Annotated in this window: 17 protein-coding genes, 1 pseudogene and 1 riboswitch; of the genes and pseudogenes, 4 read left to right on the top strand and 14 right to left on the bottom strand. The window is 65.6% G+C overall.

Annotation, left to right across the window (positions count from 1 at the left end; genetic code table 11):
- The first annotated feature begins 90 nt into the window (after positions 1–90).
- From pxpB to pxpA, 3 genes are read left to right on the top strand one after another with little or no spacing between them, the layout of a single operon-like run.
- Positions 91–744 (top strand): 5-oxoprolinase subunit PxpB, encoded by a 654-nt coding sequence (pxpB, locus tag OKW39_RS12900; RefSeq protein ID WP_429362765.1) that lies wholly within the window; start codon positions 91–93, stop codon positions 742–744.
- Positions 741–1793 carry a biotin-dependent carboxyltransferase family protein gene (locus tag OKW39_RS12895; RefSeq protein ID WP_090802578.1) on the top strand — a complete coding sequence of 351 codons (1053 nt, stop codon included), beginning with the start codon at positions 741–743 and terminating at the stop codon, positions 1791–1793. The genes pxpB and OKW39_RS12895 overlap by 4 nt, the downstream gene beginning before the upstream one ends.
- Positions 1794–1813: 20 nt before the next feature.
- Positions 1814–2566, top strand: coding sequence for a 5-oxoprolinase subunit PxpA (gene pxpA, locus OKW39_RS12890; RefSeq protein ID WP_187612723.1), 753 nt, complete (start codon positions 1814–1816; stop codon positions 2564–2566).
- A 185-nt stretch (positions 2567–2751) separates the two neighbouring features.
- On the opposite strand, the pseudogene OKW39_RS12885 reads toward pxpA, so the two are convergent.
- The 13 genes and pseudogenes from OKW39_RS12885 to OKW39_RS12825 form a co-directional block, all read right to left on the bottom strand.
- Positions 2752–2874, bottom strand: a pseudogene (locus OKW39_RS12885) (tlde1 domain-containing protein); the annotation flags it as partial.
- Positions 2875–3072: 198 nt separating this feature from the next.
- The gene (locus OKW39_RS12880; protein WP_429563491.1) at positions 3073–4323 is read right to left on the bottom strand and encodes a TraB/GumN family protein; all 1251 of its coding nucleotides are present in this window, start codon (positions 4321–4323) and stop codon (positions 3073–3075) included.
- The gene (locus OKW39_RS12875) at positions 4316–5335 is read right to left on the bottom strand and encodes a peptide ABC transporter ATP-binding protein (protein WP_184051871.1); all 1020 of its coding nucleotides are present in this window, start codon (positions 5333–5335) and stop codon (positions 4316–4318) included. The genes OKW39_RS12880 and OKW39_RS12875 overlap by 8 nt, the downstream gene beginning before the upstream one ends.
- Positions 5332–6336 carry an ABC transporter ATP-binding protein gene (locus tag OKW39_RS12870; RefSeq protein WP_184034804.1) on the bottom strand — a complete coding sequence of 335 codons (1005 nt, stop codon included), beginning with the start codon at positions 6334–6336 and terminating at the stop codon, positions 5332–5334. Before OKW39_RS12870 ends, OKW39_RS12875 begins: the two co-directional genes overlap by 4 nt.
- A 2-nt stretch (positions 6337–6338) precedes the next feature.
- Positions 6339–7256 carry an ABC transporter permease subunit gene (locus OKW39_RS12865; RefSeq protein WP_429362761.1) on the bottom strand — a complete coding sequence of 306 codons (918 nt, stop codon included), beginning with the start codon at positions 7254–7256 and terminating at the stop codon, positions 6339–6341.
- Between the two features lie 6 nt (positions 7257–7262).
- Positions 7263–8273, bottom strand: coding sequence for an ABC transporter permease subunit (locus tag OKW39_RS12860; protein ID WP_090802564.1), 1011 nt, complete (start codon positions 8271–8273; stop codon positions 7263–7265).
- Positions 8274–8428: 155 nt separating this feature from the next.
- On the bottom strand, positions 8429–10060 hold the full coding sequence (locus OKW39_RS12855; protein ID WP_429335444.1) for an ABC transporter substrate-binding protein: 1632 nt from the start codon (positions 10058–10060) through the stop codon (positions 8429–8431).
- A gap of 205 nt (positions 10061–10265) precedes the next feature.
- The gene (locus OKW39_RS12850) at positions 10266–11924 is read right to left on the bottom strand and encodes an ABC transporter substrate-binding protein (RefSeq protein WP_090802561.1); all 1659 of its coding nucleotides are present in this window, start codon (positions 11922–11924) and stop codon (positions 10266–10268) included.
- A gap of 158 nt (positions 11925–12082) precedes the next feature.
- Positions 12083–12913, bottom strand: a complete 831-nt coding sequence (gene metF / locus OKW39_RS12845; RefSeq protein ID WP_176078847.1) for a methylenetetrahydrofolate reductase [NAD(P)H] — start codon at positions 12911–12913, stop codon at positions 12083–12085.
- 11 nt (positions 12914–12924) lie between these two features.
- Complete coding sequence (locus OKW39_RS12840) at positions 12925–13278, bottom strand: phage holin family protein (protein WP_429562812.1); 354 nt, start codon at positions 13276–13278, stop codon at positions 12925–12927.
- A 173-nt stretch (positions 13279–13451) separates the two neighbouring features.
- Positions 13452–14870 carry an adenosylhomocysteinase gene (ahcY, locus tag OKW39_RS12835; protein ID WP_090802559.1) on the bottom strand — a complete coding sequence of 473 codons (1419 nt, stop codon included), beginning with the start codon at positions 14868–14870 and terminating at the stop codon, positions 13452–13454.
- A 33-nt stretch (positions 14871–14903) separates the two neighbouring features.
- Positions 14904–15037: riboswitch (S-adenosyl-L-homocysteine riboswitch) on the bottom strand.
- Positions 15038–15102: 65 nt separating this feature from the next.
- A complete protein-coding gene (locus OKW39_RS12830; RefSeq protein WP_429335445.1) occupies positions 15103–15828 on the bottom strand; it encodes an LrgB family protein in 726 nt (241 codons plus the stop codon).
- Positions 15825–16316, bottom strand: coding sequence for a CidA/LrgA family protein (locus tag OKW39_RS12825; RefSeq protein WP_429335446.1), 492 nt, complete (start codon positions 16314–16316; stop codon positions 15825–15827). The genes OKW39_RS12830 and OKW39_RS12825 overlap by 4 nt, the downstream gene beginning before the upstream one ends.
- Positions 16317–16428: 112 nt before the next feature.
- Between OKW39_RS12825 and OKW39_RS12820 the strand changes: the two genes are divergently transcribed.
- Positions 16429–17397 (top strand): LysR substrate-binding domain-containing protein, encoded by a 969-nt coding sequence (locus OKW39_RS12820; protein ID WP_429562811.1) that lies wholly within the window; start codon positions 16429–16431, stop codon positions 17395–17397.
- 66 nt (positions 17398–17463) lie between these two features.
- Here the strand turns inward: OKW39_RS12820 and OKW39_RS12815 are convergent, their stop codons facing one another.
- Positions 17464–19125: a GMC family oxidoreductase gene (locus OKW39_RS12815; protein WP_429562810.1), complete on the bottom strand. Its 1662-nt coding sequence runs from the start codon at positions 19123–19125 to the stop codon at positions 17464–17466.
- Positions 19126–19136 lie beyond the last annotated feature (11 nt).

The raw sequence follows: 19136 nt of genomic DNA, 5'->3' as shown, positions 1-19136 counted from the left end.
CGCTCCAAACGTCGCCGCCTCCGTGCCGGGCATGCGCCAACGCACCGCGCTGTCCGCCTCATCCTCCGACTCGATCCGGGCCGCCCAGTCATGAGCCAACCACGAATTTTTCCCCTCGGCGATGCCGCGCTCGTCTGCGAAGCGCCGCCGCCCGCCACGCTCGAGTGCCAGCAGCGCGTGTGGGCTGCGGCCGAAGCCGCGCGCGACTGGCCGCAGGTGCTCGAAGTCGTGCCCGGCATGAACAATCTGACGCTCGTGTTCGACCCGCTCTCGACCGACGCCGACGCGCTCGGCGAGCAGTTGCTGACGGCCTGGAACGCAGCGGCCAAAGCCGTGGCGCCCGGGCGCGACGTCGAGATTGCAGTGCAGTACGGCGGCGCATTCGGCCCCGATCTGCAGGCGGTCGCCGAACATACGGGCTTGAGCGCGCGCGAGGTCGTCGAACGTCATGCGGGCGGCGTCTACGTGGTGTTCTTTCTCGGCTTCCAGCCCGGCTTCGCCTATATGGGTGGGCTCGTCACCGCGCTGCACACGCCGCGCCGCGCGTCGCCGCGGCTCGAGGTGCCAGCGGGCTCGGTCGGCATTGGCGGGGAGCAGACTGGCATCTATCCGGCGGTGTCGCCGGGCGGCTGGCAGCTGATCGGCCGCACCGAGGTGCCGCTGTTCGATCCGGCGCGCCGTCCGCCCACGCTGCTGCAGCCCGGCGACCGGGTGCGCTTCACGATCGCGGGGATGCACGCATGATCGACGTGATCCGCGCGGGTCTCCAGACCACGATTCAGGACCTCGGCCGCCACGGCTATCGGCATCTCGGCGTCGCGATGGGGGGAGCGCTCGACCGGCTGTCGCTCGAAGTCGGCAACCGGCTGGTCGGCAACCGCCCCGACGCGGCCGGCCTCGAAATCACCTTCGGCCCGACCGCGCTGCGCTTTTTGCGCGCGACGCGCGTCGCGATCACCGGCACCGAGTTCGGCGCGACGCTCGACGGCAAACCCGTCTATTCGTTTTGGAGTCTGCCCGTGCAGGCCGGCCAGGAGCTCGTGCTGCACGCGGCGAAGCGCGGCATGCGCGGCTATGTCTGCGTGGCGGGCGGCATCGACGTGCTGCCGATGCTCGGCTCGCGCAGCACCGACCTTGCCGGCCATTTCGGCGGACTCGGCGGCCGCGCGCTCAACGACGGCGACCGTCTGCCGGTCGGCGCGCCGCAGCAGCGCGGCCACCTCGGCTTCACGCCCGAGGCGCCCGAGTTCGGCGTGAAGGCGCCCGCCTGGTGCAAGTTCGTGCTGGTCAACGAGCCGCTGCGGCGCGGTCGTCATCCGTCGGGCGTGCCGTGGGCCATACCGATCCGCGTGCTGCGCGGCCCCGAATACGACAGCTTCACCGCGGATGCACAGCAGTCGTTCTGGTCCGACGAGTGGCTCGTGACGCCGAACAGCAACCGCATGGGCTATCGCCTTGCCGGCACCGAGCTGAAGCGCACGCACAAGACTGACCTGCTGTCGCACGCGGTACTGCCCGGCACGATCCAGGTGCCCCCGAACGGTCAGCCGATCGTGCTGATGAGCGACGCGCAGACCACCGGCGGCTATCCGAAGATCGGCGCGGTGATTCAGGCCGATCTGTGGAAGCTCGCGCAGGTGCGCCTGAACGGTGCTGTCCGTTTCATCCCGACGACGCCCTACGAAGCGCGCCAGGCTTTGCTGGAAGAACGCACGTATCTGCGGCAGATCGATGCCGCGATCGCGATGCATGAAGAGCGTTGCGCGCGCCGGGTGGCGCTCGCGGCGCTGTGACACTAAGTAAAGGAATCCCCATGGAAATCGATCTGAACGCCGATCTCGGCGAAGGCTGCGGCTCCGACGAGGCGCTGCTCGACCTCGTGAGCTCGGCCAACATCGCATGCGGCTGGCATGCGGGCAGCCCCAACGCGATGCGCGACTGCGTGCGCTGGGCCGTGCAGAAAGGCGTGTCGATCGGCGCGCATCCGAGCTTCAACGATCCCGAGAATTTCGGCCGCAAGGAAATGGATCTGCCGGCGGGCGAGATCTATGCGGGCGTGCTGTATCAGCTCGGCGCGCTGTCGGCGATCGCGCAGGCCGAGGGCGGGCGCATCGCGCACGTAAAGCCGCACGGCGCACTGTACAACCAGGCCGCGCGCGAGGCGAAGATCGCTGACGCGATCGTCTCCGCCGTGCACGATTTCGATCCGTCCGTGGCGGTGTTCGCGCTCGCCAACAGCGGGCTCGTGAGCGCCGCGCGCAACGCGGGCCTGACCGCGATCGAGGAAGTGTTCGCCGACCGCGGCTATCGCGCCGACGGCTCGCTCGTGCCGCGCAAGGAGCCGGGCGCGCTGCTCGACGACGAGGACGAAGTGCTCGCGCGCACGCTCGTGATGATCCGCGAGCAACGCGTGAAGGCCGTCGACGGACAGTGGGTGCCGTTGAACGCGCAGACCATCTGCCTGCACGGCGACGGCCCGCATGCGCTGGCGTTCGCGCGACGCATTCGCGGCGCGCTCGCCGACGCCGGCATCGAAGTGCATGCGGCGGCCGCCGCGCGCGTCTGAGCGTTCGCATCACCGTCGGATCACACCGCACGCCGATCCGATCCGGCGGTTCCTTTCATATCGACGAGGTGCTGGCCATCTGACGCAGTACCTCGTCGTCCGAAAGCTGCTGCTGTCCAATCAACGGTGGCGCGTCCGACGCAAATGACTAACGATCGCTAACAGAGCGACCGCCAATATCAACGATCTCCGGATCGTCCTACCGGGTGCAATCGCAAGCTACCGCGTCGCACACCGTCCACGAACATCCAGTCATCAATGTGTTGGTCGATGTGGTAAAGAGCAAACCATTGCGCGCGGTGCGTGTCCGCCAATAGGATCTCCTAAAAGTTCTGACGAAGCTAACAGCCACAGGATGCAACACGACTCGGACGCCTCCGAGAAATGCGCCAGAGATTCACGGCGCTGATCGCGATGGCCTGGCTCAGCACGGCGATCGCGCTATACGGTGGTCTGCAGTTGCCTTCTGATCGATCCCGCCGCTACGGCCGCAGTCTCGAACCGGCTCAACCCGCCTCAACCACGAAGCCGTGCTGCCGCAACAACTGCAGCACGCCCTTCGGCCCACCCAGATGCAGCGCGCCGATCGCGACGAACAGCGGCTTGTTCGGCGCGGCGATCTGCAACATTCTCGCGACGAAGCGGCGATTGCGCTCGTAGACGATCCGGTTGTCGATCGAATTGGAGACGCGCAGGTCGCGCGCGAGCTTCTCCGATTTGGCAGCCTGCCACGCGGCGATCGCATCGGCATCGCCGACCCGCCACAGCCGGTGCAGCGTGCGCACGTCCTCGACGTTCTGCGCGGGCGTCTGCACCAGATCCTGCGCGAGCATCTCCCGCTGCTGCGCGGCCGACAGTCCGGTGAACGCGCGCATCTGTTGCGCGAGCGTTTCGAGTCCGACGATCTTGCCGCGCGTCTTCAGATAGACGTTCTGCAATTGCGCTTCGGTGCCGTATTCCGTTTGCAGCCCCGCGGACAGCGAGTCGTAGGTCTCGACCACCAGCGACGCGAGCCACGGCCGCATCTTTTTGATCGCATCGAGCGCGGCCGGGTTGCCGCGCAGCCGCAATGCGAGCTTGTGCCACAGCGGCTCGGGCAGCAGACCCGGCAGGCAGTCGTGCTTGCATACGCCGTACTTCGACACGTCGTCCTGCGACACCAGCAGCTCGTCGGGCGACAGTTCGAGCGCGAGCGTCGGCGACGCGGCGAGCGCCGCGAGGATCGGCGCGCGGAACGGCTGCCCCGCCGGATAGTCGGCGGGATCGCCGACGTGCAGCGTGCCGAGCACGTAGATCGTCGTACTGCCGCGCGTCGCGACATAGAACGGCATGCGCGCCGGTTGCTGGCGCACCGGGCCGCTCGCCGTGGTGCCGGGGACCGGGGGCGGCGCAATTGACGGCGGTGGCGGGCTTGGCGCCGTGACGGCAGGACGGGCCGCCTGGGCTGGCGCCTTGGCCGCCGCGCCGGCCGCGTGAGCGATGCAGGGTACGGCCGCGCCGACCGACAGCGCGCAGCCTACGCGAAATAAAGCGGACAGCGACGCGGGAAGAAATACGGAGAAAAAGGCGCGCGCGAGCGCATGAACAAACGCGCAGAGAAACGTGCGAAAAAACTTGCCGGCGAACCTTCCAGCAAATGCGCCGCAGGGCGCGGCGCCTCCCAGCGCACGCGCCCCGCGGCGCCGCGCGAAGGCGGCTATCCAGCCGCCCTCACACAAGCGGCGCGCAAGACGACGCGCCGCCACCACATCAGGCATCCACGTCCCCCACCTCTTCAGCGCGGTGACAGGAGACCAGGCGGCCATCCACTTCTCGCAGCTTCGGCTCCTCGCTGCGGCAGCGGTCGATCACGTACGGACAGCGCTGATGGAACGTGCAGCCCGACGGCGGATTCAGCGGCGACGGCATTTCGCCTTGCAGCTTGATCTTGATCGTGCGGTCGGCCTCGAAGATCGACGGGGTCGCCGACATCAGCGCCCGCGTGTACGGATGGCGCGGCTTCGAGAAGATGCGCTGCTTGTCGCCGAGTTCAGCGACGCCGCCGAAGTACATGACCATCACGTCGTCGGCGATATGCTCGACCACCGACAGGTTGTGAGAGATGAACACGTAGCTCGTCTTGAACTCGTCCTGCAGGTCCATGAACAGGTTCAGGATCTGCGCCTGGATCGAGACGTCGAGCGCCGAGACCGGTTCGTCGGCGACCACGATCTGCGGATCGAGGATCATCGCGCGCGCGATCGCGACACGCTGACGCTGGCCGCCGGAGAACATGTGCGGATAGCGCTTCGCGTGCTCGGGCCGCAGGCCGACCGTGCGCATCATCTGCGCGATGCGCTCGGCGCGCTCGGTCGCGCTCATCTGCGTGTTGATCGCGAGCGGTTCGCCGAGCGTCTGCTCGACAGTCTTGCGCGGATTGAGCGACGCAAACGGATTCTGGAACACCATCTGCACGCGGCGCCTGAGCGCCGCGATCTTCTCGTGATTCGCGCCGGCCACGTCCTCGCCGTCGATCAGCAGGCGGCCCGCGCTCGGCGTTTCGATCATCGTCAGCTGACGCGCGAGCGTCGACTTGCCGCAGCCGGACTCGCCGACTACCGCCAGCGTCTTGCCGCGCTCGAGCGCGAACGACACGCCGTTCAGCGCCTTCACCGTGCCGTGCGCGAACATGCCGCGCTTGACCGTGTAGTAGCGCGCGAGCTGGTCGGCGACGAGCACGTGATCGCCAGTACGATCCGACTGGCGACGGGTTTCGGGTACTGCGCTCATCGGGCGCCTCCTTGCGTGTGAACGTTGGCGTCCTTCTCGAGGTTCAGCGGCTTGATGCAGCGCACGCGCGTGAGCTCGGCGTGCGCGGGCAGCGGCGCGAGCGCGGGGCGCGCCTTCATGCAGTCGTCGACCACGTATTTGCAGCGCGGCGCGAAGAGGCACCCCTTGGGCCGGTCGTCGCGGCCCGGCACCATGCCCGGCAGCGCCGCGAGCCGCACCGCGCCGACGTTGTGCTCGGGAATCGCGGCCAACAGCGCTTCCGTGTACGGATGATGAGGCGCGGCGAAGATGTCCGGCACCTTGTTCGTCTCGATCACCTCGCCCGCATACATCACGGCGACGCGCTGCGCAACCTCGGACACCACGGCCAGATCGTGCGAAATCAGCACGAGCGCCATGCCGCGTTCCTTCTGCAGGCGCATCAGCAATTCCATGATCTGCGCCTGGATCGTCACGTCGAGCGCGGTGGTCGGCTCATCGGCGATCAGCAGCTTCGGGTTGCAGGCGATCGCCATCGCGATCATCACGCGCTGGTTCATGCCGCCCGACATCTGATGCGGAAACGAGCCGATGCGGTTCTTCGCGTCCGGAATGCCGACCTGATCGAGCAGTTCGAGCGCGCGTTTGTCCAGCGCGCTGCCGCGCAGGCCCTCGTGCAGCTTCAGCACTTCCTTGATCTGATAGCCGACCGTGTAGCTCGGGTTCAGGCTCGTCAGCGCGTCCTGGAACACCATCGCGATGTCCTTGCCGATGATCTTGCGGCGTTCCCTCGCGGAGGCCTTCAGCAGGTTCTTGCCGTCGAACGTGATTTCGTCGGCGGAGACCTTGCCGGGCGCGTCGATCAGGCCCATCAGCGCCATCATCGTCACGCTCTTGCCCGAGCCCGATTCGCCCACCACCCCGACCACTTCGCCCGGCGCGACGTCGAGATTGATGCGGTCGACCGCGGGCAGGCCACCGAAGTTGACCGCGAGATTGCGGATGGTCAGTAAGTTGCTCATGGTCAGGCCATCCGTTTCAGTTTGGGGTCGAGCGCGTCACGCAGCCCGTCGCCGAGCAGGTTGATCGCAAGCACCGAGATCAGGATGGACAGGCCGGGCATCGTGACGATCCACCATGCGCTGTCGATGTAATCGCGCGCCGACGCGAGCATCGCGCCCCACTCCGCCGACGGCGGCTGCACGCCGAGGCCGAGGAAGCCGAGCGCGGCGGCATCGAGAATCGCCGACGAAAAGCCAAGGGTTGCCTGCACGATCAGCGGCGCGGTGCAGTTCGGCAGCACCTGCGAGAACATCAGCCGCAACGTGCTCGCACCCGCGACGCGTGAAGCGGTCACATACTCCTTCTGCAACTCGCCCTGGGCGGACGCGCGCGTCAGACGCACATAGCCCGGCAGCGCGACGATCGCGATCGCGAGCATCGTGTTGACGAGACCCGGACCGATGATCGCGACCACCGCGACCGCGAGCAGCAGCGACGGCAGCGCGAGCAGCACGTCCATGATGCGCATGATCGGCGTGTCGGCCCATTTCTCGAAGAACGCGGCGACGAGGCCGAGCACGACGCCCGGAATCAGCGCGAGGACCACCGAGACGAAGCCGATCCAGAACGACAGCCGCGCGCCGTACATCAGACGCGAAAGGATGTCGCGGCCCGCTTCGTCGGTGCCGAGAATGAACTTCCAGTTGCCGCCGTCGAGCCACGCCGGCGGGATCTTCACGGTGTCGCGGTATTGCTCGATCGGGCTGTGTGGCGCGATCAGCGGCGCGAAGATCGCGATGAAGACCAGCACCAGCACGATGATGCCCGCGCCGACCGCACCGCGGTTGCGCGAGAAGTTCGCCCAGAATTCGCGTGCCGCGATGCCGCGGCCGCTCGGCGGGGTAACCGCTTGGGGGACGGTGTTTTGAATGTCAGCCATCGTGATTTACCTCGTATGGCGAATGCGCGGGTTGAGCACGCCGTACAGCAGATCGACGACGAGGTTCACGACGATCACCAGCGTGGCGATCAACAGGATACCGCCCTGCACGACCGGATAATCGCGCCGGCCGATCGCGTCGATCAGCCACTTGCCGATGCCCGGCCATGAAAACAGCGTTTCGGTCAGCACCGCGCCCGCAAGCAGTGTGCCGACCTGCAGGCCGATCACGGTGACGACCGGAATCAGCGCATTGCGCAGCGCATGCACGACGATCACGCGTCCCGGCGACAGCCCCTTCGCGCGCGCGGTGCGGATGTAGTCCTCGCGCAGCACTTCGAGCATCGACGAGCGCGTCATGCGCGCGACGACCGCGAGCGGAATCGTGCCGAGCACGATCGCGGGCAGGATCAGGTGACTGAGCGCGGATTTGAACGCGCCTTCGTCGGTGGACATCAGCGAGTCGATCAGCATGAAGCCGGTCACGTGCGGAATGTCGTATTCGACCGCGATGCGGCCCGACACCGGCGTCAAGCCGAGCTTGACCGAGAACACCATGATGAGGATCAAGCCCCACCAGAAGATCGGCATCGAGTAGCCGGTCAGGGCGGTGCCCATCACGCCGTGATCGACCACCGTGCCGCGCCTCAGCGCCGCGAACACGCCCGCCGGCAGGCCGACGATCAGCGCGAACAGCATCGCGCAGAACGACAGTTCGACGGTGGCGGGAAAGCGCGCGAGGAATTCGCCCATCACGCTCGTGTTGGTGATGATCGACGTGCCGAGGTCGCCGTGCACGGCGCGCACGATGTAGTGGAAGTACTGCATTGGCAAGGGCTCGTCGAGCCCGAGGCGGTGCATCGCGGCCGCATGCATGGCCGGATCGACGCCGCGCTCGCCCATCATCACTTCGATGGGGTCGCCCGGGATCAGGTGAATCAGCGCGAACGCGAGGATCGTGATGCCGATAAACGTCGGTATCACCATGCCGATGCGGCGCAAAACGAAGCGGAACATGGTTCGCTCCCATGGTACTGGTGATGAAAAAACGCAACCGGCGACGAGGGCTCGTGACCCCGGTCGCCGGACCATTTCGACCAGTTTTCTAACCGTGCGAAAAGTGTACTGTGTTGCGGCGTACTGTATTGCGGCCTACTGCGCGAACTTTACGATTACTTGACGCTGACGCCGTCGAAGCGCGCGTAGCCGAGCGGTTCGATGCGCATGTCGACCACCTTCTTGCTGACCGGCTGATAGACGGTCGAGTGCGCGATCGGCGAGAACGGCAGTTGCTGCGCGAAAATATATTGCGCTTCGCCGTAGATCTTCGTGCGCGTCGCCACGTCCGAAGTCGTACGGCCCTTCTGGATCAGATCGTCGAACGGCTTGTAGCACCACTTCGAGAAGTTGTTGCCGTTGATCGCCTCGCAGCCGAGCAGCGTGCCGAGCCAGTTGTCCGGATCGCCGTTGTCGCCGGTCCAGCCGATCAGCATCGTGTCGTCTTCGCCCGCGTGCGCGCGCTTGATGTACTCACCCCACTCGTACGTGACGATCTTCGCCTTCACGCCGATCTTCGCCCAGTCCGCCTGGATCATTTCCGCCATCAGACGCGCGTTCGGGTTGTACGCGCGCTGCACCGGCATCGCCCACAGCGTGATCTCGAAGCCGTTCGGGTAGCCCGCCTTCGCGAGCAGATCCTTCGCCTTGGCCGGATCGTACGAGGCGGCCGGCAGGTTCTTGACGTACGACCATTGCGTCGGCGGCATCGGGTTCGTGGCCAACTGGCCCGCGCCCTGGTAGACCGACTCGATGATCGCCTTCTTGTTGATCGCCATGTCGAGCGCCTGACGCACTTCGAGCTTGTCGACCGGCTTGTGCGTCACGTTGTACGCGAGGTAGCCCAGGTTGAAGCCCGGTTGCGACGGCATGTCGATGTTCGGCTCGGCCTTCAGCGGCGCGATGTCGGCCGGGCGCGGATAGCTCATCACCTGGCATTCGTCGCGCTTGATCTTCTGCACGCGCACGCCGGCGTCCGGCGTGATCGAGAAGATCAGCTTCGAGATCTTCACCGCGCCCGGCTTCCAGTAGTCGGGATTGCCGTCGAAGCGGATCGTCGCGTCCTTCGTGTAGCTGCGGAAGATGAACGGACCGGTGCCGACCGGGTACTGATTGATGTCGGCGGCCTTGCCTGCCTTGAGCAGCTGATCCGCATATTCAGCCGACAGGATCGACGCGTATTCCATCGCCAGATTCTGGATGAACGGCGCGTTGACTTCCTTCAGCGTGAACTTGACCGTGTACGGGTCGACTTTCTCGACGCTCGTGATCAGCTTGTCGAGGCCCATGTCGGTGAAGTACGGGAACTGCACCGGATACGCCTTGCGGAACGGCTGGTTCGGGTCGAGCATGCGCTGGAACGAGAAGACCACGTCGTCCGCGTTGAATTCGCGCGTCGGCTTGAAGAACGAGGTGGTCTGGAACTTCACGCCATGACGCAGATGGAACGTGTAGGTCTTGCCATCGGGCGACACGTCCCACTTCTCCGCGAGGCCGGGCTCGACCTTGGTGCCGCCGCGTTCGAACTCGACGAGGCGGTTATAGACGGTGAACGTGTTGGCCGTGAAGTCGACGCCCGTCGTGTATTGGGCCGGATCGAAACCCGCGGGACTGCCTTCCGAGCAGTAAACGAGGGTTTTGTTCGGGATCCCAGCGGCCTGCGCGCTCGTGACGCCAAGCAGGGATGCCGCTGCGGCAGCGACGAGCGTGGACCTACGCGCGACGCGCAACAGATTGTTTTGCTTCATGTTTCCTCCAGGTTCAGGGCCGGCTTGCGCCGGCGTAGCGGGATATTACTTGAGCTTGGGCCGGCTACCAAGCGGAGCAAAATCCCTCTGTTGACGACAGGAAACACTTCGTGCAAACGTTTTGCCACGGTTTTGTCACGGGCCGGGCGGGCTCATTCGAGCCGCCCGGCGACGAATGCGGCGCAAAAAAGCGCGCCGCGCCCGCTTATTTCACCCCAACCCCCAGGAATTGCGTCGGCCCGAACGGATCGATCTTGAAGCCCGTCACGTTCTTGCTGATCGGCTGATAGACGGTCGAATGCGCGATCGGTGTGAACGGCACCTGGTCCTTGAAGATCTCCTGCGCCTGCGTATAGGCCTTGGTGCGATCGGCCATGTTGGTGGTGCTGCGGCCCTGCTTGATCAGATCGTCGTAAGGCTTGTAGCACCACTTCGAGAAGTTGCTGCCGTTGACCGCGTCGCAGCCGAGCAACACGCCGAGCCAGTTGTCAGGGTCGCCGTAGTCACCCGTCCAGCCGATCAGCATCGCCTGATGCTCGCCGGCGTGCGCGCGGCGAATGTACTCGCCCCATTCGTACGTGACGATATTCACCTTGACGCCGATCTTCGCCCAGTCCGCCTGCAGCATTTCGGCCATCAGGCGCGCGTTCGGGTTATACGGGCGCTGTACCGGCATCGCCCACAGCGTCAGCTCGAAGCCGTCGGGGTAGCCCGCCTGCTTCAGCAGCGCTTTCGCTTTGTCGACGTCGTAGGGCGCGTCCTTCAGGTTCTTGTCGTAACCCCATTGCGTCGGCGGCATCGGGTTCGTCGCGAGCTGGCCCGCGCCCTGGTAGACCGCTTCGATGATCGCCTTCTTGTTGACCGACATGTCGAGCGCGCGGCGCACGAGCACGTTGTCGAGCGGCTTTTTGGTCGTGTTGTACGCGATATAGCCGAGGTTGAAGCCCACTTCGCTTGGCATCGCGAGCGACGCATCGGCCTTCACGGTGGGGATGTCGGCCGGGCGCGGATACGACATCACCTGGCATTCGCCGCGCTTCAGCTTTTGCAGGCGCACGGCCGGATCGACCGTGATCGCGAAGATCAGCTTGCCGAGCTTCGCGACGCCCGGCTTCCAGTAGTCGGGATTGCCGTCGAAGCGGATCGTGTCGTCCTTCGTATAGCTGCGGAAGATGAACGGACCGGTGCCGACCGGGTACTGGTTGATGTCGGACGCCTTGCCGGCCTTGAGCAGCTGATCGGTGTATTCAGCCGACAGGATCGACGCGAACGGCATCGCGATCTGCTGCAGGAACGGCGCGTCGACTTCCTTCAGCGTGAAGCGCACCGTGTACGGATCGACCTTCTCGATTTTGGCGATGTTCTTCGCGAGACCGAGGTCGTTGAAATACGGGAAATTGACTGGATACGCCTTGCGGAACGGGTTCTCGGGATCGAGCATGCGTTCGTAGGTGAACACGACGTCGTCCGCGTTGAATTCGCGGGTCGGCTTGAAGTACGACGTGGTCTGGAATTTGACGCCGTGGCGCAGATGGAACGTATAGGTGAGGCCGTCGGGCGACACGTCCCACTTTTCGGCGAGTCCTGGCTCGATGTCCGTGCTGCCGTGCGCAAATTCGACGAGCCGGTTATAGACCGTGTACGAGCCGGCGCTGAATTCGACGCTGGTCGTGTATTGCGCGGTATCGAAACCCGCCGGGCTGCCTTCGGAGCAGAACACCAGCGTCTTGTCGGGCAGCGTGGCCGCCTGCGACGCGGCGGGCGCGAGGCCGCTCGTGGCGACCGCGAGCGCGGCGAGAGCCGGCAGGCAGAACTGGTGAAGCGCGAACCGCCGGTGTGTCGCAGTCTTTCTTGTCACTGTCATATCGTCCTCCGCACAGCAGCCGGGTTGGCTGCGTTTCGATGATAGACAGCCCAAAAATGAGCTTCAACAGGGACTTACCACGCTATTTGGGACAAATTTGCGACCCATGCCAGACTGGCGGGGACCGCGCGGCCGTTGCGGCCGCGCGGGCATCGCAGTTACACGGCGAGCCGTTCGCAGATCGCCTTGGTCGACGCGGCCGCGTTCAGCGTATAGAAGTGCAGACCGGGCACCTTCGCATCGACGAGCCGTTGACACAGAGCCGTCACCACGTCGAGCCCGAACGCGCGGATCGACTCGCGGTCGTCGCCGAAGCTCTCTAGCCGGCGCGCGATCCAGCGCGGCACTTCGGCGCCGCACATTTCGGAGAAGCGCATCAGCTGCGAGAAGTTCGTGATCGGCATGATGCCGGGCACGATCGGCACGTCGACCCCGAGCTGGCGCGCATCGTCGACGAAACGGAAGTACGCGTCCGCGTTGAAGAAGTACTGCGTGATCGCCGAGTTCGCGCCGGCTTTCACCTTGCGCGCGAAGTTTTCGAGATCGTGACGCGGCGAGCGCGACTGCGGATGGTATTCCGGATAACCCGCCACCTCGATCCAGAACCAGTCGCCGAACTCGGCACGGATGAAGCTGACGAGCTCCGATGCATAGCGCAGCTCGCCGACCGCGCCCATGCCCGAGGGCAGATCGCCGCGCAGCGCGACGATATGGCGGATGCCGTACGCGCGGTACTCGTTGAGGATCGCACGCAGGCTGTCCTTCGACGAGCCGATGCACGACAGATGCGGCGCCGCCTCGAGCCCTTCCTTCGCCATGTCGACGACGGTATCGAGCGTGCCTTGCTGGGTCGAGCCGCCGGCGCCGAACGTGACGGACACGAACTTCGGTTTGAGCGACACGAGTTCCGCGCGCGTCGCGCGCAGTTTGTCGATGCCTTCCTGCGTTTTCGGCGGGAAGAATTCGAATGAGAGTTCGATCGGATTCATAGTCAAAAAGGTCAACCGAGACTGCGGTTGCCGAAAATGAGCGCGGACAGTAGCCACGACACGATGCTGTACAGGATCGAGCCGAAGAACGCCGACCAGAAGCCCGACACCTCGAAGCCCTTCAGCAGCGACGCGCACAGCCAGAAGCACAGCGCATTGACGACCAGAATGAAGAGGCCGAGCGTGAGGATCGTGACGGGCAGCGTCAGCAGGATCAGCAGCGGCCGCAGCAGCGTATTGATGAGGCCGAGCACGATCGCGATGATCAGCGCGGTACCAAAACTACGGATATGGATCGACGGAACGATGTAGGTGATGATCAGCAGCGCGAGCGCGTTGATGAGCCAGGTCAGCAGCACGGTCATGTAGAACTCCTTGTAAGCACCTGTGCGGAGAAGATGTCCAGCAAACGAAAAGCCGCGCTGGCGAACAAAGCGGCGCATTGCGCGCCGCCCCGGGATCGGACCGTCAAGCTTTTACCGCCGCCCGCGTGGCCGGGCGCGCGAACGCGCGCATCGAGCCGCGGACGGCCGCGTGCTTAATAGCGGTAGTGGTTCGGCTTGAACGGACCGTTCCTGTCGACGCCGATGTAGCCGGCCTGCGCGTCGGACAGCACGGTCAGGTTCGCGCCGATGCGCGCCAGATGCAGACGCGCGACCTTCTCGTCGAGATGCTTCGGCAGCACGTACACCTTGTTTTCGTACTTCGCGCCCTGCGTGAACAGTTCGATCTGCGCGAGCGTCTGGTTCGTGAACGAGTTCGACATCACGAACGACGGGTGACCCGTCGCGCAGCCGAGGTTCACGAGGCGGCCTTCGGCCAGCAGGATCACGCGCTTGCCGTCCGGGAAAATGATGTGGTCGACTTGCGGCTTGATGTTTTCCCACTGGTACTGACGGGTCGACGCGACGTCGATTTCCGAGTCGAAGTGGCCGATGTTGCAGACGATCGCGTTATGACGCATCGCCTTCATGTGATCGTGGTTGATCACGTGGTAGTTGCCGGTCGCGGTCACGAAGATGTCGGCCTTGTCGGCCGCGTATTCCATCGTCACGACGCGGTAGCCTTCCATCGCCGCTTGCAGCGCGCAGATCGGATCGATTTCGGTGACCCACACAGTCGCGCCCAGACCGCGCAGCGATTGCGCGCAGCCCTTGCCCACGTCGCCGTAACCGGCCACGACCGCGATCTTGCCCGCGATCATCACGTCGGTCGCGCGCTTGATGCCGTCGACGAGCGACTCGCGGCAGCCATACAGGTTGTCGAACTTCGACTTCGTGACCGAGTCGTTGACATTGATGGCCGGGAACGGCAGGCGGCCTTCCTTCTCCATCTGGTACAGACGGTGCACGCCGGTGGTGGTTTCTTCGGTGACGCCCTTGATTGCCGCGAGGCGCTTCGAGTACCACGTCGGGTCGATCTCGAGGTGCGCGGCGATCGACTTGTACAGCGCGACTTCTTCTTCGTTGGTCGGCCTGGCGATCACCGAGCGGTCTTTCTCGGCCTTCGAACCAAGGATCAGCAGCAGCGTCGCGTCGCCGCCGTCGTCGAGGATCATGTTGGCGAACTCGCCGTTCGGCCATTCGAAAATGCGGTGCGAGAACTCCCAGTATTCATCGAGCGATTCGCCCTTGAACGCGAACACCGGCGTGCCGGCCTGCGCGATCGCGGCGGCGGCATGGTCCTGAGTCGAGAAGATGTTGCACGAGGCCCAGCGTACGTCCGCGCCGAGCGCGGTCAGCGTCTCGATCAGCACGCCGGTCTGGATCGTCATGTGCAGCGAGCCGGCGACGCGCGCGCCCTTCAGCGGCTGCTGCGCCTTGTACTCATCACGGGTCTGCATGAGGCCGGGCATTTCGGTCTCGGCGATCGTGAGTTCCTTGCGGCCCCAAGCGGCGAGCGACATGTCGGCGACAACGTAATCCTGCTTCTGGGAATCGATGACTGCGGCGTTCATCACGCCCTCCTTTCTAAGAAATTGACTAGAAATGTGACGTGAGCGCGGTTTGAGGCAGCGTTCGGAATCGCGCAAGCGCGTTCCATGCTGCCAATTGAAGCCTTCGAGCCTGGCGGGCGGCCGGCGAATGCGGATTCGCGGTACCCGTCGCAACGCTCCTCGAAGACGAACGGCGATTGTAGCAAATCGAGATGACTTCGGCGCGTGCCGGATGGTGCGGCAGCGCGCTGGTTCAGATCGGCAGCAGCCCCAGCATCGGCGCGAGCAGCACCATGGCGAGACCGGCGATCATCATCGTCAGGCTGGACACTACGCCCTCCTCGCTGCCGAGCTCGCGTGCCTTCGCGGTGCCGACGCCGTGCGCGGCCGCGCCGAACAGCGCGCCGCGCGCGAGCCGCGTACGCAGCGGCACGAACGCGAGCACGATTTCGCCGAACAGCATGCCGCAGACGCCGGTCGCGATCACGAACAGCGCGGTCAGGTCCTTCGGCGCGTGAATCCTGTCGGACACCGCGAGCGCGAATGGCGTCGACACCGAACGCGTCATCAGGCTGCGCTGCAAGTCCGGCGACAGGTGCAGCAGCTTCGCGAGCATCAGCGAGCCGCCGACGCCGACCAGAATGCCCACCGTCACGCCGACGGACAGCGAGATCCAGTGGCGCTTCAACAGTGCGCGGTACTCGTAGATCGGCACGGCGAACGCGACCGTCGCGGGGCCGAGCAGCCACATCAGCCAGCGCGTGTCCTCGAAGTAAAGCGAATACGGAATGTGCGCGAGTACGACGAGCGCGACGAGCGCGGCCGGCACCGTCAGCATCGGCGTGAGCCACGGCGAGCGCACGCGCGCATACAGCGCCTTCGACGCGAAGTACAGCGCGATCGTCAGCACGAGGCAGCCGGCCGCGATCAGGCGCGAGGCGTCGTCGGCCAACAGCGAAGCGAACGGGAGCGGGTTCATCGGCGCTCGCGCGACAGACTGCCTGCCTTACGCGCAACCCGCACGCGGCGCAGCGCGAAACGCCGTTCGACGCGCGCGGCCTGATCGACAGCGAACGCCACCGCGACCATCACCATCAGCGTGCCGGCGATCACCACCAGCGCGAGGCGCCAGCCGTCCGCGCGGAACAGGCCGCCGTATTGCACGGCGGCGACTGCCGCCGGAATGAAGAACAGCAGCATGTCGGACAGCAGCCAGTCCGCGCCGGCCTTGACCCAGCGCGGCGCGATACCGCCACAGAACAGCAGCGCGAGCAGCACGACGAGGCCGACCACGCCGCCCGGCACCGGCAGATGCAGCCGCCGCACGATGAAATCGGCGCCAATCCACAGCGCCGCGATCGCGGCGCTTTGCACGGCGATGCGTGCGACACGGCCGAAGCCACCCGCGTCCCCACTTGAGCCGCCACCGGCGGGACGGGCGGAACGGGTGAAAACTGGCGCGGACATGACATCCCCTGGCTGGCGTGGAAGGCACTTAGTATGGGGTCCGCCGCGCCATAAATAAAATGACTTACAATCATCGAAACCATTCCGAACTGGAATTCTGGAGACCCCCCTCATGGAACTCCGCGCGCTGCGCTATTTCGTCGAAGTGGTCCGTCAGCAAAGCTTCACCGTCGCCGCTGAGCAGATGTTCGTCACGCAGCCGACCATCAGCAAGATGGTCAAGTCGCTGGAAGACGAAATCGGCTCGCCGCTGCTGCTGCGCGACGGCCGCCAGATGGTTCTCACCGACGTGGGCCGGATCGTCTATCAGCGCGGCCAGGACGTGCTCGCCGCGCACGCGCAACTGCAGGCCGAGCTGAACGATCTCGACACGCTCGGGCGCGGTGAACTGGCAATCGGCATTCCGCCGATGGGCGGTGCGCTCTTCACCCCCGCAATCGCCGCGTTCCGCCAGCGCTATCCGAAGATCGAGCTGAAGCTGTTCGAGCAGGGCTCGCGCGCGATCGAAGCCGCGCTGATCAACGGTGAACTGGAACTGGGCGGTGTGCTGCAGCCGGTCGACCCCGACAACATCGACGTGCTGCCGATGTCGCACGAGCTGTTGTGGCTCGTCGCGCGCGCCGGCTCGCGCTGGGATGCGTTGAACGAGGTGCCGCTCGCGCAACTCGCCGATGAGCCGTTCGTGTTTTACGGCGAAAGCCTCGCGCTGAACGACGTCGTGTTGAACGCGTGTCGCGCGGCGGGATTTGCGCCCGCGATCGTCGGGCGCAGCGCGCATTGGGACTTCATGGCGGCGCTGGTGCTAGCCGGCGTCGGCATCGCGCTGCTGCCCGCGCCCTATTGCCGGCGGCTCGATCCCGCGCAGTTCACCTGCCGCCCGGTCGTCAAACCGGAGATCCCGTGGGAGATGGCGATCGGCTGGCGCCGCAACGGCTATCTGTCGCACGCGGCGCGCGCGTGGCTCGACGTCGCGCGCGAAACGCTGCCGACACACGCCAGCGACGATTTCATACTCGGACCTGGGATCGGCTTTAACGGAATCACAGCGCCGCAAGGAGCTCTGCCACCCTCAGGCGAGTGACGGGCGCCGGCCGGCCGCCGGCCGCGTTACGCCGCTCGCGTTTGCCGACCTCCTTGCAAACGGCGATCAAACCGCCTGCGCCGGCATGTCACCTGGGTTCGGGGGCGTCACCGTCGCCGACCTCCCCGCTCCCTCTCGCCGGCTCGTCGCGATCAACTCCGCAGCCCGTTCGCCGATCATCACCGTCGGCGAATTGGTGTTGCCGCCGATCAGGGTCGGCATGACCGACGCATCGACGATCCTCAACCCCGTCACGCCGCGCACGCGCAATTGCGGATCGACGACCGAGCGCGCGTCGCCGCCCATCCGGCAGGTCGCGACCGGGTGATAGATCGTGTCCGCGCGCTCGGCGATCGTCTGGCGCAGTTCCGCATCCGATTGCCCTGGCCGCGTGTACAACTCCTCGCCGCCGTGCAGCGCGAGCGACGGCGCGCCGAGAATGCGCCGCGCCATCTTCGCGCCCTCGACGAGCAGATCGAGATCGCGCGCATCGCTCAGAAAGCGCGGATCGATCAGCGGCGCGACACGCGCATCGGCGCTTGCGAGCGTCACGGTGCCGCGGCTATGCGGACGCAGCACGCATACATGCAGCGAATAGCCGTGGCCCCAGTGCATATGGCGGTTGTGATCGTCGACGATCGCCGCGCAGAAATGCAGTTGCAGATCGGGCCGTGCGAGCGTCGGCCGGCTCTTCAGAAAACCGCCCGCCTCGGCGACGTTGCTCGACAGCATGCCGCGCCCGTGGCGCATGAAGGTCACGAATTGCGGCAGCATCCGCGCGATGCCGCGCACCGAAAAACCGGTGGGCTCGATCGACCTCACACGCTTGTTGATCGTGAAATCGATGTGATCGATCAGATTCTGGCCGACCTCGGGCGCATCGTGAAGCACGTCGATGCCGAGCGAGCGCAGATGCGCGGCCGGCCCGATGCCCGAGCACATCAACAGTTGCGGCGAGTTGAACGCCCCAGCGGCGAGCACGACCTCGGCGCGCGCCGCGAGCGTTTCGGTGCGGCCGCCGCGCACGATTTCGACGCCGCTCGCGCGCTTGCGGTCGAACACGACGCGCAGCACGGTCGCGTCGGCCATCGTGTGCAGGTTCGCGCGCGGCCGGTCGTAGATGTATGCGCGCGCGACGCTGCAACGGCGCCCGTCACGTTGCGTGACCTGATAGAAGCCGATGCCTTCCTGGTCCGCGCCGTTGAAATCGTCGTTCGCTTGGTAGCCCGCTTCGAGCGCGGCCTGCACGAAGCGCCTGGAAAACGGATTCCTGAAGCGCAGATCGGACACGGTCAGCGGACCGGCCTCGCCATGCCACGCATCGGCGCCGCGCTCGTTATCTTCGGCGCGGCGAAAATACGGCAGCACCTCGGCCCACGACCAGCCGTCGCAGCCCAGCCGCGCCCACTCGTCGTAATCGAGCGGATGGCCGCGCGTGTAGATCATCGCGTTGATCGCGCTCGATCCGCCGAAACCGCGTCCGCGCGGCTGATAGCCCTGGCGACCGGCGAGCCCCGCCTGCGGCGTGGTCAGGTAGCCGTAGTTGGTCTTCAGTCTATTCGGCACCACGGCCGCGACGCCGACCGGCATGTTCACCAACAGATTGCGCCCGGTATGCGGACCGGCCTCGATCAGCGCGATGGTCGCGTCGGGACAGCTATCCGCGAGACGGCTCGCGAGCGTGCAGCCGCCCGAGCCCGCACCGACGATGATGTAGTCGTATTGCATGCGCCCCTCCT

It is taken from the genome of Paraburkholderia sp. MM6662-R1 (assembly GCF_050436245.1).
Lineage (GTDB): Bacteria > Pseudomonadota > Gammaproteobacteria > Burkholderiales > Burkholderiaceae > Paraburkholderia > Paraburkholderia tuberum.
The sequence above is the reverse complement of the archived record's forward strand: the minus strand, read 5'-3'. Positions and strand labels throughout refer to the sequence as shown.

What these genes read in the sequence shown, in the direction of transcription:
- OKW39_RS12850 (WP_090802561.1), bottom strand. Translation starts at nt 11,924, where the DNA reads ATGACAGTGACAAGAAAGACTGCGACACACCGGCGGTTCGCGCTTCAC.
- OKW39_RS12820 (WP_429562811.1), top strand. Translation starts at nt 16,429, where the DNA reads ATGGAACTCCGCGCGCTGCGCTATTTCGTCGAAGTGGTCCGTCAGCAA.
- metF (WP_176078847.1), bottom strand. Translation starts at nt 12,913, where the DNA reads ATGAATCCGATCGAACTCTCATTCGAATTCTTCCCGCCGAAAACGCAG.
- OKW39_RS12870 (WP_184034804.1), bottom strand. Translation starts at nt 6,336, where the DNA reads ATGAGCAACTTACTGACCATCCGCAATCTCGCGGTCAACTTCGGTGGC.
- OKW39_RS12815 (WP_429562810.1), bottom strand. Translation starts at nt 19,125, where the DNA reads ATGCAATACGACTACATCATCGTCGGTGCGGGCTCGGGCGGCTGCACG.
- OKW39_RS12860 (WP_090802564.1), bottom strand. Translation starts at nt 8,273, where the DNA reads ATGTTCCGCTTCGTTTTGCGCCGCATCGGCATGGTGATACCGACGTTT.
- OKW39_RS12895 (WP_090802578.1), top strand. Translation starts at nt 741, where the DNA reads ATGATCGACGTGATCCGCGCGGGTCTCCAGACCACGATTCAGGACCTC.
- pxpA (WP_187612723.1), top strand. Translation starts at nt 1,814, where the DNA reads ATGGAAATCGATCTGAACGCCGATCTCGGCGAAGGCTGCGGCTCCGAC.
- OKW39_RS12880 (WP_429563491.1), bottom strand. Translation starts at nt 4,323, where the DNA reads ATGCCTGATGTGGTGGCGGCGCGTCGTCTTGCGCGCCGCTTGTGTGAG.
- OKW39_RS12825 (WP_429335446.1), bottom strand. Translation starts at nt 16,316, where the DNA reads ATGTCCGCGCCAGTTTTCACCCGTTCCGCCCGTCCCGCCGGTGGCGGC.
- OKW39_RS12840 (WP_429562812.1), bottom strand. Translation starts at nt 13,278, where the DNA reads ATGACCGTGCTGCTGACCTGGCTCATCAACGCGCTCGCGCTGCTGATC.
- pxpB (WP_429362765.1), top strand. Translation starts at nt 91, where the DNA reads ATGAGCCAACCACGAATTTTTCCCCTCGGCGATGCCGCGCTCGTCTGC.
- OKW39_RS12855 (WP_429335444.1), bottom strand. Translation starts at nt 10,060, where the DNA reads ATGAAGCAAAACAATCTGTTGCGCGTCGCGCGTAGGTCCACGCTCGTC.
- OKW39_RS12830 (WP_429335445.1), bottom strand. Translation starts at nt 15,828, where the DNA reads ATGAACCCGCTCCCGTTCGCTTCGCTGTTGGCCGACGACGCCTCGCGC.
- ahcY (WP_090802559.1), bottom strand. Translation starts at nt 14,870, where the DNA reads ATGAACGCCGCAGTCATCGATTCCCAGAAGCAGGATTACGTTGTCGCC.
- OKW39_RS12865 (WP_429362761.1), bottom strand. Translation starts at nt 7,256, where the DNA reads ATGGCTGACATTCAAAACACCGTCCCCCAAGCGGTTACCCCGCCGAGC.
- OKW39_RS12875 (WP_184051871.1), bottom strand. Translation starts at nt 5,335, where the DNA reads ATGAGCGCAGTACCCGAAACCCGTCGCCAGTCGGATCGTACTGGCGAT.